The organism is Ramlibacter sp. (assembly GCF_036383835.1).
Classification (GTDB): domain Bacteria; phylum Pseudomonadota; class Gammaproteobacteria; order Burkholderiales; family Burkholderiaceae_C; genus Ramlibacter.
On record NZ_DASVNN010000120.1, the window covers coordinates 45,042 to 59,066 of the forward strand.

Sequence of the window (14,025 nt, forward strand, 5' to 3'; positions counted from 1 at the left end):
GGCCGGGCGGCCCTTGATGCCCGGCGACACAGACAGGAGCAATGCACCCCATGGAAGGCATGAACCAGAGCGCGCAGCAGGCGCGCGAGTACGGGACCAGCGACGGCGCTGGCATCGTCACCGGGGCCGGCTCGATGCTGGGCGAACGCGCAACGTCCCCCGGCAACGTCGGCAACCAGAAGCGAAGGATCGGCTTCGACTTCGGGCTGGCGCTGGCCCGCGTGAAGGACGGCCAGCGCATGTCGCGCCATGGGTGGAACGGCCCCGGCCAGTTCATCTACATCGAGGCGGGGTCCGATCCGAGCGACCCCTACGAGCGCTCGGGCCTGCTCTCCGGCATCCGCTCCAGCCTGTTCGCCTTCGGCGATCGCGGCACCACGCGGCGGCTGCCGCACGTGTGCCTGCACAACACCCGCGGCGAGTCGGTGCCGTGGCTGCCGTCGCAGAGCGACATGCTGGCCGAAGACTGGTACCAGGTCTGACACCGGCGGCCGCATGAAATCCGGCTACGACCGCATCGGCACCACCGTGACGGTGGAGCATGCCAAGCGGTCGTGCCTGGACAAGGTGAGATACGACAGCAGGAACGCCGCTCGCGATCGGGCTGTGCTCCTCGCCAAGAAGTACCCCAACACAGGCAAGCAGTGCCCCTACAGGTGCACCCTCTGCGGGGACTTCCACCTCACCACCAAGATCCCCAACGGCCTGAAGCAAGGCAAACCCAACAGAGCCGTTGGACGGCAGAAGATCATCGCGCCACAGTACGGACGCCTTCCCAAGGAGGGCTAGGTCATGCCCGCAACTTACATGCAATTCAGGCCACACCGACCGCGCATTCGCTGCTCGGTAGATGCTCTGTATCACGGCGGCGCACTGCACACGACGCACGCGGTGGGCACGATGCGCGCCATCGAGCGCGATCGCCAAGACCTCGCGCGCCGCATCGCCATGGGCCAAACCGTGACCGTCGCGGCCGACGGCAAGACCCTCACCATCCACCAAGGCGCGGGCCCGGCCCAGGCGGCGCTGGACGCGGAATACCGCTACCGGTCGGAGGCGCTGAGTGCCTGATTCCTCCAAGCTCCAACGCCTGGTCGAGATCCGCGAAGCCATGGGCAACGGCTCCATTCGTCCCGAGCAGGCCAAGCGCCAATTCATCAACGACATCGACGGGCGCCTGGTGGGCCTCTCGGCTCCGGATGCCGTGGCGGTGCTGGATCGGCGCATCGCCGCCGAACAGGCGAAGGCTGCGGGATGAGCACGATCAGCGTAGGCGACGCGATCACGATCAACGAACCGGACCGGCGCTGGCGGGTGCGGCTCTGGTGCTGGCTGACCAGGCGTCCGCATCCGACGCGAGCGCGGGTGTTCCGCGTCACGCACGTCACCACTGCTGGCGGCTGGGTGTCGGTGCGCTGATGGACGAAGAACGCGCCCTGATCGTCCTCGCCTCCATGGAAAGCGGCATGAGCCTGCGGCAGGCCTGCGAGCACGCCGATGTACCGCCTGGTACGTTCCTCGGATGGTGCGACACCGACCCTGATCTCGCCGAACACTACGCGCGCGCACGCGTGAGGCTTCTCGACATGAAAGCCGAGGAGCTGGAGGACATCGGCGAGCGCGCGGCCCGGGCGAAGACGGCGGTGGAAGTCGCCGGTCTGAGGCTGCAGTCGGACAACCGCAAGTGGCTGCTGTCCAAGCTGGTGCCGAAGAAGTACGGCGAGAAGGTCGCAATCGGCGGCGCGGAAGACCTTCCCCCGGTCCGGGCGGCGCTGGATGTCTCGACTTTGTCCACGCAGGCGCTGGCCGAGATCATGCGAGCCAAGGATGCAGCTCAGCGAGGCTGACCTGACCGCGGTGGAGCGGGAGCTTTGCCGCCGATCGCTGGCGGAGTTCGCCAAGCGCGCGTGGAAGGTGCTGGAGCCGGTCGCCGAGCTCAAATGGGGCTGGGCGCTGGACGCCATCTGCCAGCACCTGGAAGCGGTCACGGACGGCCGGATCACGCGGCTGCTGATGAACGTGCCGCCCGGCTCGATGAAGTCGCTGCTCACGGGCGTGATCTGGCCGGCGTGGGAGTGGGGTCCGCGCGGCATGCCGGAGATGCGCTTCGTCGGCACCGCGCACGAGGAGCAGCTGGCCATCCGGGATTCCCGCCGCTGCCGCGACCTGATCAAGTCGGAGTGGTACCAGAAACTCTGGCCGGTGGAGCTCTCCGCCGACCTGGATGGAAAGCGGGAGTTCGGCAACGCCCGCAAGGGCGTGCGCCAGGCGCGGTCCTTCACCTCCATGACCGGCGTCCGCGGCGACCGGGTGATCCTGGACGACCCGATCAGCGCCGACAACGCGAACTCCGATGCCAAGCTCGAAGCCGCGCGGATCGCCTTCACCGAGACCCTGCCGACTCGGGTGAACTCCGAGAAGTCGGCCATCGTGGTGATCATGCAGCGCCTGAACGAGAAGGACATCTCGGGCGTGATCAAGGACATGGGCCTGCCCTACGTCCACCTGTGCATTCCGATGCGGTTCGAACCCGCGCGCAAGTGCACGACCTCCATCGGATGGGAAGACCCGCGCACGGTGGAGGGGGAGCTGATGTTCCCCGAGCGGTTTGGCGAGGAGCAGGTCCAGGAGCTGGAAAAGACCTTGGGCAGCTACGGCACGGCCGGCCAGCTGCAGCAGAACCCGTCCCCGCGCGGCGGCGGCATCATTCAGACGGCGTGGTTCAAGTACTGGACGGTCCTGCCGCAGCTCGAATTCACCGAGATCTTCGTCGACACCGCCCAGAAGGATGGCCAGGAGAACGACTACTGCGTCTTGCAGCTGTGGGGACGGTCGACCACGGGGCAGGGCGTGCTGATCGACCAGCGCCGCAGCAAGTGGCAGGCGCCGGAGTTGCTGGTGAATGCCCGGGCGTTCTGGCAAAAGCACAAGGGCACGGTGTTCAATCCCCGCCGCATGGGCGTGGAAGACAAGGTGAGCGGGACCGGCCTGATCCAGACGCTGCGCCGCGAGGGCATTCCGATCCTGCCGATCCCCCGCGACCGTGACAAGATCAGCCGCGGCCACGATGCTGCGCCCTTCATCGAATCCGGGAACGTGCTTCTGCCCGCCGATGCCGAATGGCTGTCGGACTTCCTGGCCGAGGCGGAGAAGTTTCCGAACGGCGCCCACGACGACCAGATGGACCCCATGTTCGACGCCATCGAGACCATCCAGCGCCGCCCGCCTGTCCAACAGGCCCAGGCTCGACCGGTCCCCACCGTCAGCCACTGGGCCCGCCGCTAAGGCAAACCCCACGGTAACGCTCAGCGGATCGGGCCGAAGGTCATAGAGTCCGCGACCATGGCCGGAAAGTCGAAAGAGCAGCGCCTCGCCGCGGTGCACGAACGCGCCCTGGAGCGCTACGACCGCACCTACGCATTGCAGCGCGACATCCGCGAGCAGTGCTTGCAGGACCGCCGCTTCGTCTTCGTCCCCGGGGCGCAGTACGACGGGGTGCTCGGAGACCAGTTCGCCAACCGCCCCCGCTTCGAAATCAACAAGATGCACCAATCGGTGCTGCGGACGTTCTCGGAGTACCGCAACAACCGGGTGACGGTGGATTTCCGGCCCGCAGACGAGGCCGCCAACGACGACACGGCTGAATTCCTCGACGGCTTGTATCGCGCGGACGAAGTGGATTCCGGCGGGCAGGAAGCCTACGACACCGCGTTCGAGGAGGGTGTCGCCGGCGGCATGGGCGCCTGGCGCCTGATGAACTGCTACGAGGACGACGAGGACGAGGAGGACGAGCGCCAGCGCATCCACCTGGTGCCCATCCCCGACGCGGACCAGTCGGTGTTCTTCGACGCCGATGCCAAGCGCTACGACAAGCGCGACGCCCTGTGCGCGTTCGTGATCACCGGCCTGCAGGACGACGCCTATGGTGAGGAAACCGGGGAGGCGGAAGCCGCCATCCCCGAGCGTGCTGCGTACAACCTGCGCCGCGGCGACAGGAAGGACATCACCAGCTTCGACAAGGTGAGCAAGATCGGCGTGTTCGACTGGTTCCAGCCGAACGTGATCTACGTCGCCGAGTACTACGAGGTCGAACTGACGAAGGACACGCTGTCGGTCTACGTCAGCGACGCGAGCGGCGAAGAGGAGCGCATCAAGCGCAGCCAGTACGCCGACAAGGACGAATACGCCGAGGCGATCAAGCGCCTGGAGGACCAGGGCTTCCGCCTCGCGCGCTCGAAGAAGATCAAGCGCCGCCGCGTGCACAAGTACCTGATCGACGGCAACCGCGTCATCGAGGACTGCGGCTACATCGCGGGCAAGTTCATCCCCATCATCCCGTACTACGGTAAGCGCCAGATCGTCGACGGCGTGGAGCGGGTGTCGGGCCGGGTGCGCCTGGCGATCGATGCGCAGCGCCTGTACAACATGCTGGCTTCACTGCTGGCGGAGATCAGCGTCAAGTCCCCGGTGGAAAAGCCGATCCTCTACCCCGAGGAGATCGCGGGGCATGAGCAGTTCTGGGCGGAGGACGATGTCAACCCGCACCCGTACCAGCTGCTGAACCCGATCCTTGGCCCCGACGGCACGACGATTCAGCGGGTGATCCAGTACACCAAGCCGCCTGCGGTTCCCCCGGCCCTCGCCGGCCTGATCCAGTTGGTGGGCATGGACCTGAAGGAATTGCTCGGCGCCGATGGCGACCAGCAGGAGGTCGTCTCCAACATCTCGGCGAAGGCGGTGGAGTTGATCCAGAACCGCTTGGACATGGCGGACTTCATCTTCATGGACAACCTGAAGCAGTCCATGCGCTGGGCCGGCGAGGTGTGGCTGTCGATGTCTCGGGAGCTGTACGACGAGAACGAGCGGCCGATGCGCGTGGTCAAGCCCGACGGCTCCGACGAGGTGCTGAGGCTGCGCGAGCCCACCACCGGTAAGGACGGAGCTTCCGGCTACGCGAACGATCCGAGCGCCGGCAAGTTCAAGGTCACGGCCGACGTCGGTCCGAGCTTCACGACGCGCCGGGACGGCACGGTGCGCGCCATCACCGGCATGCTGCAGTTCGTGGAGGATCCGAACGACAAGGCGGTCCTCACGGGCGTGGCGATCCAGAACCTGGAGGGCGAGGGCCTGCAGGACGTGAAGGAGTACTGGCGCAAGAAGATGCTGACCATGGGCGTGACGAAGCCCACGGAGAAAGAGGCCGCCGAACTGGAAGCAGCCCGCCAGAGCCAGCAGCCCAGCGCGCAGGATGCATTCCTGATGGCCGAGGCCGACAAGTCGCGCGCCGCCGCGGCCAAGATGATGCAGGAGATCGAGACGCTGCTGTCCAAGGCGAAGGAGCACGAAGCCACCGCCGCGGAGAAGCTCGCGAAGATCGAAGCGCTGGACATCGAGACGATCATGCGTATGGTGGACAGCCTGACGCAGGCCACGCAACCGGCGGCGCAGCCTGGCGCGCAGCCGCAGCCCGAGCAGCAGCCCGCATGACGGCCAAGGTCATCCAGTTCACGGGCATCACGCGGCTCGACCTCGACCCGGACACGATCCTTGAGCGGAACAAGGGCGACCTGTCCGGCGTCGTCATCATGGGTTGGGACAAAGAGGGCAACGAGGTGTTCGCATCCAGCTACGCGGATGGCGGCACGGTGCTCTGGCTGTTGGAGCGCTGCAAGCAGCGACTCCTCAGCGATCCTCACTAAGGCAAACCCCACAGAAACCCTTTGCGTTGCGTGCGCGCGTTCACAGAATCGCGCCCAACGTATCCGCCGCCACGGTCAAGGCGCGAGTGAAGAAGGGTCAGACAAATGGGTGTAGCCGGTCAGGAAGACGCGCTCGATACCGAGCTGGAACAAGGCAACAACGAAGCCGAAGACGAGCCGCAGGACGGCGCGGACGAAGGCGAAGAAGGGGCCGATGGCAGCGATGGTGCCGACGATGCCGAAGAAGGCAGCGAAGGCGAAGACGAGACGGTCGTCCAGTTCGGCGAAGAGGAACCCCCAGCCTCCGAGGACACGAGTGTAACCGCCCCCCCGTGGGTGAAGGAACTTCGCGTAGAGCAGAAGCGGCTGCGGAAGGAAAACGCAGAACTGCGCGCCAAGCTGGGCACCGGGCAACCGGGCGCACAGCAAAAGCCGACGCTGCCGCCAAAGCCCAAGATGTCCGATTCGGACATCGACTACGACGAAGAGAAGTTCGAGCAGGCGCGCGACGCCTGGGACGTCAAGAAGCGCGAGCTCGACTCGTGGGAGGCGAACCAGCAAGCCGCGGCCAATGCGCAGGAAGAGCGCGCGCGGAAGGCGAACGAGGCCTACAGCGCGTCCAAGTCTTCGCTCAAGGTCAAGGACTTTGGCGAAGCCGAGGACGCGGTGGCGGCAGCGATCCCCGAGGACTGGCGACAGGCAATCCTGAAGACCGGTCCGAGGAATCCGGGCGCGCTGGTCTATGCGCTGGGCAAGAACCCGAAGCGGCTGCAGGAGTTGGCCTCGATCAAGGACCCGGTGAAGTTCGCTGTGGCGATCGGAAAACTGGAAACGGAAGTGAAAGTGACCAAGCGCACCAGCACCAAACCCGCGCCCGAGACGACTGTGAGGAGCCAAGGCGGCGCCTCCGGGAATTCGAAGGCAACCCTTGAACGCCTGGAGGCAGAGGCGGAGCGCACGGGGGACCGGTCGAAGGTGGCCGCCTTCAAGCGCCAGCTGCAAGCCGCCGGCAAGAAGTGAGGTTCGCACCCATCATGAAACGCCTGTTCTCGTCCCTCAACATCCCCATGCTGCTGATTGCGCTCGCCGCGATCGCGCTCTTCCAGTTCGGCCTGATCGATCCGCCGGCCGCCAGCATGATCGGTGTGGCCGGCGCCACCGCGTTCTCCAAGCAGGAGCTGGTCTTCTTCGACGACCTGCTCGCCGGCTTCGACGACCGCCTGGTCCTCGGCCGCAACGTGGCGGTCTACAAAGCCGACCCGGTGCTGCTGGAACGCTCCCAGAACCTGCAGGTCTGGCGTCCGATGCCCTACGTGTCCGTCTCCATCGACGGCTCGGCCGGCACCGACATCTCCGCCTCCTTCGCGGACGTGACGCAGCTGTCCGTGCCGATCGGCCTGGGCTACAACAAGACCGTGCCGTGGAACATGACCACGGACGACCTCAACGACGCGCAGCAGCGCGAGCGCAAGCTGAAGTCCGCCATGCAGCGCCTGGCCACCGACATCAACCTCGCCGTGGCGACGGTGGTCGGCCAGCAGGGCACGCTGGTGGTGAAGCAGACCACCGCCGCGTCGGGCTACGACGACCTGTCGCTGGCCGACGCGCTCATGATGGAGCAGGGCCTGGTCTCGGAGAACCGCCGCGTCGCCGTGCTGCACGCCCGCGACTACAACAAGGTGGCCGGCAACCTCGCCAAGCCGCAGACCTCGGCGAACCCGAAGGTCGACAGCGCCTACGAAAAGGCCTACGTCGGCCCGGTGTCCGGCTTCGAGACCTTCAAGTCCGACTACACCTACAACCTGACCGCCAAGGCCGGCACCACGGTGACGATCAACGACGCGACCGCGGCCAACCGTCGCTACGTGCCGAAGGCGACCAGCACGGCGGCCACGGGCGAGACGGGCAACGTGGACAACCGCTACATGAACCTGACCATCGGCGTCGTGTCCGGCACGGTCAAGGTCGGCGACCGCTTCATCATCGCGAGCCTGAACGCGGTGCACCACATCACCAAGGCCGACACGGGCCAGCCCAAGACCTTCACCATCACGGGCATCGTCTCCGGCGGTGGCGGCGCGGGCGTGGTCCAGATCTCGCCCCCGATCATCGTGGCCGATGGCGCGACCCAGGCGGAGAAGGAATACGCCAACGTCACGACCACCCCGGCCAACGGTGCGGCCATCACGTTCCTGAACACGGTCACGGGCAACGTGGCGCCGTTCTGGGACGAGCGCGCCATCGAACTCCTGCCGGGCCGCAACGGCTTCGACAAGGAGCTGATGGAAGGCGGCGCCGCGGCGGTGCAGGGCACGACCGAGCTGGGCGTGCAGGTGATCATGTACCGCTTCTTCGACATCAACACGAAGAAGATCAAGTACCGCGTGGACACGCGCTTCGGGGTCGGCATGACCAACCCCGAGATGGCCGGCGTGGTGCTGTTCTCGCAGACCTGACCTGAGCCGGGGCCTTCGGGCCCCGGTTTCACCTGAAGGAGCAGGCTCTCGTGAGCAGCATCAACCAACTGTCCGAAGCCAGCACCGCATCCGCCGCGATGCAGGTGCCGGTGTACGACCCGAACAACGGCCAGCCGCGCAAGCTACCGCTCTCCGCGATCCTGGCGTACATCCAGGGCGGCCTGACGTCCGACGCCTCCCAGCCCTTCCGCCTGATCCAGAAGACGGTGGCGCAGCTCGCCTCCGACTACCCGGCTGCGTCGTGGGCGGGCGGTGTCGTGTACTGCACCAACGGCAACGCGGGCTCTCCATGCCTGGCCGTCTCCAACGGCACTGCGTGGCTGCGCGTGGCACTCGGTGCGGCTGTTTCCGCAACGTGAGGTGAACCATGGCCTTCGGCTACCCCAACACCGCTGTCCCTGTTCACGCCGCGTCCGGCAACGTGGCGAACGCCGCAGCGACCGCCACGATCCAGGCCGTGGCCGGCAAGACGGCCTACTGCACCGGCTTCGAGATCACCGCGGGTGGTGCGACCGCTGCCGCCTTGGTGGCGGCGACCCTGGCTGGCATCCTCGGCGGCACGGCGACGTACACCTTCGGCACTCCTGCGGGTGCGACTGCGGTGGCAACGCCCCTGACGGTCGAATTCAACATGCCCATCCCGGCGAGTGCGCTCAACACCGCCATCGTCCTGACGCTGCCCGCCCTCGGTGCCGGCAACACCAACGCCGCCGTGACGCTCCACGGCTTCTACATCTGATCGCCATGAACAACCCCCACATGCTCTATCGCTGCCCCGGTCCTGAGACCTTCGAGGGCGTGTCCTGCGAGACCACCATCGTGGACGAGGACCAGGTGGAAGCCGCCAAGGCCGAAGGCTGGCACGGCAACTGGATGGAAGCGGATGCGGCGCGCAAGGAAGCCGCGAAGCAGCTGGTGGTCAACGAGGCCGAGCAGCGCGAGATCGAGAAGAAGCTGGCCGAGGCCGGCGCGAAGCTCACCGCCGTGCACAAGGGCCGCGGCAAGTACGACCTGGTCGACGTCGACGGCAACGTGGTCAAGTCGGGGCTGACGAAGGACGAGGCGCTGGCGGCAGCCGCCGGCGGCTGACGTGACCACCAAGCAGGAGCTGATCGAGCAGGCGCTGGCCGAGTTCGGCATCACCAGCGCCTTCGACGTCTCGCCCGAGGAGCTGCAAGAGGGCCTGAAGCGCCTGAACCGCATCGCTGCGCAGTGGGATGGGATCGGCATCCGCGTGGGCTTCAACCTCGGTGGGGGTCTCGAGGACAGCGTGGGCATCCCCGACACCGCAGAGGACGCATTCGCCACGAACCTTGCGCTCCGGTGGGCCTCCTCGTTTGGCAAGACGGTCGGTGCCGACACCCGAAAGGCGGCAGCGCAGGGGTTCAATGCCCTGTACACCGCCCGAGCGCCGCGCCCCGAGGTTCCGCAGTCCAGCCGCTTGCCCCTGGGCGCCGGCAACCGCATGGGCACCACCGGGCGGCAGTACTTCCCCGAGACGAACGAGATCCCCGGCCTGAACGACGGCGCGACGGAGTACTGAAGTGCAGATTCCGCTGTTGGGTGGCATCACGAGCGACGCCAACGCGGACTGGCGCTCGTCGCTGTCGATCAACCTCATCCCCGTCCCGAAGGACACCGGCCCGTCCAAGGGCTACTTCCGCTTCGCGCCTGGCCTGACGCAGTTCGCCAGCGGCCCCGGCATCGACCGCGGCGCGATCAACTGGAACGACCTGTGCTACCGCGTCATGGGTGGGCAGCTCGCCCGGGTGAACGCGGACGGCACGGCGACCAACATCGGGGCGATCTCCGGAACCGGAGGCGCGATCCTCGACTACGGCCCGGTCTACCTGCTGATCGTCTCGGACAACAAGGCCTGGCTGTACAACGGCGCGAGCCTGGTGCAGATCACCGACGTGGACCTCGGCAACGTGATCGATGGCTTGTGGGTCGATGGGTACTACCTCTTCACCGACGGGACGGCGCTGATCGTCACGGAGCTGACCGACCCGTTCGCGATCGACCCGCTCAAGTACGGCTCGAGCGAAGCGGATCCCGACCGCATCAAGGGCCTGCTGAAGTACCGCGGCGAGGTCTACGCCTTCAACCGCTATACCACCGAGGCGTTCGAGAACGTCGGCGGGGCGGGCTTCCCGTTCCGGCGCATCGAAAGCGCAATGATGATGAAGGGGTGCGTCGGGCCCCAGGCCAAGACGCTGTTTGCCGAGTCCTTCGCGTGGCTGGGAAGTGGCAGGAACGAGCCGTGCAGCGTCTACGTGGCCTCCGGCGGTGCTCCGATGAAGATCGCCACGCGCGAGGTGGAAAAGCGCCTGAAGGCGTACACCGAGGCCCAGCTCGCCACCGCGGTCCTGGAAGCCCGCGCCGACGAGCTCCACCAGCACCTGCTGGTACACCTGCCCGGCGAGACGCTGGTGTACGACGCCGCGGCATCGGTTGCGGCCGAACAGCCGATCTGGTTTTTTCTCAGCACCGGAGTAGTCGGCGTGAACGCCTACCGGGCGCGCAACTTCGTCTGGTGCTACGGCAAGTGGCTGTGTGGCGACACGCAGGACGGACGGGTCGGCTACGTCAACGAAGCCGTCTGCACGCAGTACGAAGCCATCGCCGGCTGGCAGTTCGACACGCTGATGGTCTACAACGAGGGCAACGGCGCAACGGTCTGGAGCCTCGAGCTTGTGGGGACCACCGGTCACGCGCCGGGGACCGACGATCCCACCGTCTTCCACAGCTACACCGTCGACGGGCTGAACTGGAGCCTGGAGCGCACCGCTCGCATGGGAAGCGCCGGGCAGACCGCGCAGCGCGTGGTGTGGCGCCGCTGCGGGCGGGTGCAGCACGTGCGGGGCGAGCGCTTCCGCGGGGCCAACAAGACGCCGATTTCCTGGTCCCGCCTCGAGGCGAAGATGGAGCCGCTGAGTGGCTGACCTGCGCAAGATCAGCCGGGCGGAGCTGCGCCGGTTCCTCCCGAGCGAGGATCTCGTGCGGTACTGGGAGCAACTGCGTGACGCCGCAGCAGGTGCTCAAGCCAGCTCGGACAACCTGGTGGCCATCGCGGCGCTGACGCTCTCGGCCAACAAGCTGATCTACGCCACGGGGGCGGGTGCGGTCGCACTGACGGACTTCTCGACGCTCGCACGCAACCTGCTTTCCGACAGCACCGAGGCCGCGATGCGCATCCGCCTCGGCCTGGTGATCGGCACGCACGTGCAGGCCTTCGACGCCACGCTGACGGCATTCGCCGGACTGCCGATCGCGAACATGAAGGTGCCGTATGGGACCGGAGTGGATGCCTTCGGCCTGCTGGATCTGGACACCGATGGCGCGCTCGCCGCGAACAGCGACACTCGCCTGGCCACGCAAAAGGCCGTCAAGTCCTACGTCGACGGCATCGTCGCCGCGCAGGACGCGATGGTGTTCAAGGGGCTGATCGACTGCTCGACGAACCCGAACTACCCGGCGGCCGACCGCGGCCACACCTACCGCGTGAGCGTGGCCGGCAAGATCGGCGGCGCGGCTGGCCCCAACGTCGAAGCGGGCGACATCCTCATGTGCCTGACGGACGGCACCATCGCGGGCACGCATGCGGCGGTGGGGGCGCAGTGGGGCATCATCCAGACCAACATCGACGGCGCGCTGATCTCAGGCGGCGCGCTCGGCACGCCCTCGAGCGGCACGCTCACGAACTGCACGGGCCTGCCGGTCGCTTCGGGCATCTCCGGCCTCGGCGCCAGCGTGGCGACGTTCCTGGCCACGCCGTCCTCGACGAACCTGCGTGCCGCGCTCACCGACGAAACCGGCTCCGGCTCCGCCGTCTTCGGCACGCACCCGACGATCAACGATCCGGAGATCACCGGCACGCGCTACTTCCAGCAGGGGGCGCCGGCCTCGTACGCAGCGGCCGCCACGCTGCTCGCGGCCGACCTGCTGGGCGGCTTGGTCCAGTACACCGGAGCGGTGGCGAACCTCACCTTGCCCACGGCGGCCAACCTGGACGCGGGCGTCGTCGCCGGCCTGGCCAACGACCGCGCGTTCGACTTCTCCGTGATCAACACCGGCTCCGCCACGGCAACGGTCGTCACCAACACCGGCTGGACGCTCGTGGGCGCGATGACTGTCGCCGCCGGCACCCCCGGTGCGTTCCGTGCCCGCAAGACCGGCAGCGGCGCCTACACGGCCTACCGCCTCGCCTGAAGCGACTAAGGCAAAAACCACAGAACCGCTAGGGCAGGCGATTCATCGTCGCGAGAATTCGCCTCGCGCAGATACCGTTCCCTGCAACACGAGGTCTCCCGACTCGCGCACCTGGGGCCTGATTCGCAGTGCATCGCACTGTAGGAGAAGGTTCCGATGGCGCTGCGGCCCCGAGCAAACCCGCAAAGGTACGCTACCCCAGGCACGTCCGCGGTGTTCGGCGATGCGCCGATCCAGCAGTTGTTCCAGGCTTACGCAAACCGCCAGCCGACGATCAAAGGCAGTCGTTTCGGCAACCCCGACACCAATGAATTCGTGACGCCCGACGGTGCCAACGTCGGCGGCTACGTCATTCACCCGTTCGGAGACGGTGGCCAGTACGCGGTCTATCGGGATGCGACCGATGGTTCTGCGGGCAAGTCCCTGAACGGCACGCCATTCGATGTGTACAGCCCGCAAGGTCAGTACATCGGCACGCAGGAGCACGCCAACATCGGCGGCGGTGCGGCCATCGAGAAGGGGATCAACTTTTTCGATGCCGCGATTCCCATCGTGGCGAGCCTGTTCATTGCCGGTGGTGCTACGGGTGTTGGCCCCTTCGCTGCCGGTGAGGGTGCAGCGGCCGGCGGTATGGCGGAAGGCGCTGCGGGTGGCGCTCTCGATCTCGGCGGCGGGATCACGATGGGCGCTGATGGCGCCATCAGTGGCGCAACGGCCATGTCTCCGGGCGGCATCTCCGGCTTGTCCAACGCCGCCATCATGGAGTCCATCGGGGCAGGAGGCGCCACGCTCGGCGGCGGTGCTGGGGGTGCTGGTGGCTTCGGCTCTGCCGGTCAGGTGCTCGGTGGTTCCAGCGGCGCGGGAGCGACCACTGGCTATAACGTCCAGGGGCTTGGCAGCACTCTCGGGGGCGGCGGAGGCGGCGGTTCGTCCGTCATGGACATCATCAAGAGCGCGATCGGTGCTGGGAATGGCACCACGGGCTGGGCGAGCCTGATCTCGCCGGCCATGAGCGCTGTCGGCGGCTACCTGCAAAACCGTGCGGCCGGCAAGGCGACGGACGCGATGGTGGCAGCAGGCGACCGCGGCATCGCCGAAGTGCAGCGCCAGTTCAACACGGTGCTGCAACTGCTGTCGCCGTACATGCAGGCTGGTTCGCGCGGGATCGACGCCTACGAAGCGCTGGCGGGTACGAAGGGGCCGCAGGCACAACAGACCGCCATCCAGCAACTGCAGACCTCTCCCGAGTTCGCCTCGCTCGTCAAGGAAGGCGAGGACGCGATCCTCTCCAACGCCTCGGCCACGGGCGGTCTGCGGGGTGGGAACACGCAAGGGGCACTCGCGCAGTTCCGCCCGAAGGTGCTTTCGTCCCTGATCGGGCAGCAGCTCGGACGGTATGGGGCGATGGCGCAGATGGGGCAGAACAGCGCCGCCGGTGCTGGCAGTGCCGCTATGACCACCGGCACCAACACCGCAAACATCCTGCAGCAGCAAGGTGCGGCGCAGGCCGGCGGCATCGTCGCCGGCACCAACGCGATCACCAATGCGGTCGGCAACGTCGGCGGCTTCTTCGCCGGCTACGGAAACGGCCCCACCACGCCCCCGAACCCCTACGCGAGGGCCTTCTGATGGACCCG

General features: G+C 67.0%; 18 protein-coding genes. All 18 read left to right on the forward strand.

From position 1 onward, the window contains the following. Positions 1-41 precede the first annotated feature (41 nt). The 18 genes from VF522_RS19045 to VF522_RS19130 all read left to right on the forward strand — a co-directional run bounded on the left by VF522_RS19045 (position 42) and on the right by VF522_RS19130 (position 14,017). Complete coding sequence (locus tag VF522_RS19045) at positions 42-482, forward strand: DUF2829 domain-containing protein (protein WP_330909886.1); 441 nt, start codon at positions 42-44, stop codon at positions 480-482. A 13-nt stretch (positions 483-495) separates the two neighbouring features. Beyond that, positions 496-789, forward strand: a complete 294-nt coding sequence (locus VF522_RS19050) for a hypothetical protein (RefSeq protein WP_330909887.1) — start codon at positions 496-498, stop codon at positions 787-789. A gap of 3 nt (positions 790-792) precedes the next feature. After that, positions 793-1,071: a hypothetical protein gene (locus VF522_RS19055; RefSeq protein ID WP_330909888.1), complete on the forward strand. Its 279-nt coding sequence runs from the start codon at positions 793-795 to the stop codon at positions 1,069-1,071. Then, the gene (locus VF522_RS19060; RefSeq protein ID WP_330909889.1) at positions 1,064-1,258 is read left to right on the forward strand and encodes a hypothetical protein; all 195 of its coding nucleotides are present in this window, start codon (positions 1,064-1,066) and stop codon (positions 1,256-1,258) included. Before VF522_RS19055 ends, VF522_RS19060 begins: the two co-directional genes overlap by 8 nt. Beyond that, positions 1,255-1,419, forward strand: a complete 165-nt coding sequence (locus VF522_RS19065) for a hypothetical protein (protein WP_330909890.1) — start codon at positions 1,255-1,257, stop codon at positions 1,417-1,419. The genes VF522_RS19060 and VF522_RS19065 overlap by 4 nt, the downstream gene beginning before the upstream one ends. Then, entirely contained in the window at positions 1,419-1,847 is a 429-nt protein-coding gene (locus VF522_RS19070) for a hypothetical protein (RefSeq protein ID WP_330909891.1), read from the forward strand. The genes VF522_RS19065 and VF522_RS19070 overlap by 1 nt, the downstream gene beginning before the upstream one ends. Next, a complete protein-coding gene (gene terL / locus VF522_RS19075) occupies positions 1,828-3,285 on the forward strand; it encodes a phage terminase large subunit (RefSeq protein ID WP_330909892.1) in 1,458 nt (485 codons plus the stop codon). Before VF522_RS19070 ends, terL begins: the two co-directional genes overlap by 20 nt. Before the next feature lie 57 nt (positions 3,286-3,342). Continuing rightward, on the forward strand, positions 3,343-5,487 hold the full coding sequence (locus VF522_RS19080) for a portal protein (protein WP_330909893.1): 2,145 nt from the start codon (positions 3,343-3,345) through the stop codon (positions 5,485-5,487). After that, positions 5,484-5,699, forward strand: coding sequence for a hypothetical protein (locus VF522_RS19085; protein ID WP_330909894.1), 216 nt, complete (start codon positions 5,484-5,486; stop codon positions 5,697-5,699). Before VF522_RS19080 ends, VF522_RS19085 begins: the two co-directional genes overlap by 4 nt. A 105-nt stretch (positions 5,700-5,804) precedes the next feature. After that, entirely contained in the window at positions 5,805-6,719 is a 915-nt protein-coding gene (locus tag VF522_RS19090; protein WP_330909895.1) for a hypothetical protein, read from the forward strand. 14 nt (positions 6,720-6,733) lie between these two features. Then, a complete protein-coding gene (locus VF522_RS19095; RefSeq protein ID WP_330909896.1) occupies positions 6,734-8,155 on the forward strand; it encodes a P22 phage major capsid protein family protein in 1,422 nt (473 codons plus the stop codon). 50 nt (positions 8,156-8,205) lie between these two features. Then, positions 8,206-8,535: a hypothetical protein gene (locus VF522_RS19100; protein WP_330909897.1), complete on the forward strand. Its 330-nt coding sequence runs from the start codon at positions 8,206-8,208 to the stop codon at positions 8,533-8,535. Positions 8,536-8,543: 8 nt separating this feature from the next. After that, entirely contained in the window at positions 8,544-8,915 is a 372-nt protein-coding gene (locus VF522_RS19105; protein ID WP_330909898.1) for a hypothetical protein, read from the forward strand. A 5-nt stretch (positions 8,916-8,920) separates the two neighbouring features. After that, complete coding sequence (locus VF522_RS19110) at positions 8,921-9,265, forward strand: hypothetical protein (protein ID WP_330909899.1); 345 nt, start codon at positions 8,921-8,923, stop codon at positions 9,263-9,265. 1 nt (position 9,266) lies between these two features. Next, entirely contained in the window at positions 9,267-9,719 is a 453-nt protein-coding gene (locus VF522_RS19115) for a packaged DNA stabilization gp4 family protein (RefSeq protein WP_330909900.1), read from the forward strand. A gap of 1 nt (position 9,720) precedes the next feature. Continuing rightward, the gene (locus tag VF522_RS19120) at positions 9,721-11,121 is read left to right on the forward strand and encodes a packaged DNA stabilization protein (RefSeq protein ID WP_330909901.1); all 1,401 of its coding nucleotides are present in this window, start codon (positions 9,721-9,723) and stop codon (positions 11,119-11,121) included. After that, on the forward strand, positions 11,114-12,388 hold the full coding sequence (locus VF522_RS19125; RefSeq protein ID WP_330909902.1) for a hypothetical protein: 1,275 nt from the start codon (positions 11,114-11,116) through the stop codon (positions 12,386-12,388). Before VF522_RS19120 ends, VF522_RS19125 begins: the two co-directional genes overlap by 8 nt. Before the next feature lie 156 nt (positions 12,389-12,544). Further along, a complete protein-coding gene (locus VF522_RS19130; protein WP_330909903.1) occupies positions 12,545-14,017 on the forward strand; it encodes a hypothetical protein in 1,473 nt (490 codons plus the stop codon). The last annotated feature ends 8 nt before the right edge of the window (positions 14,018-14,025 follow it).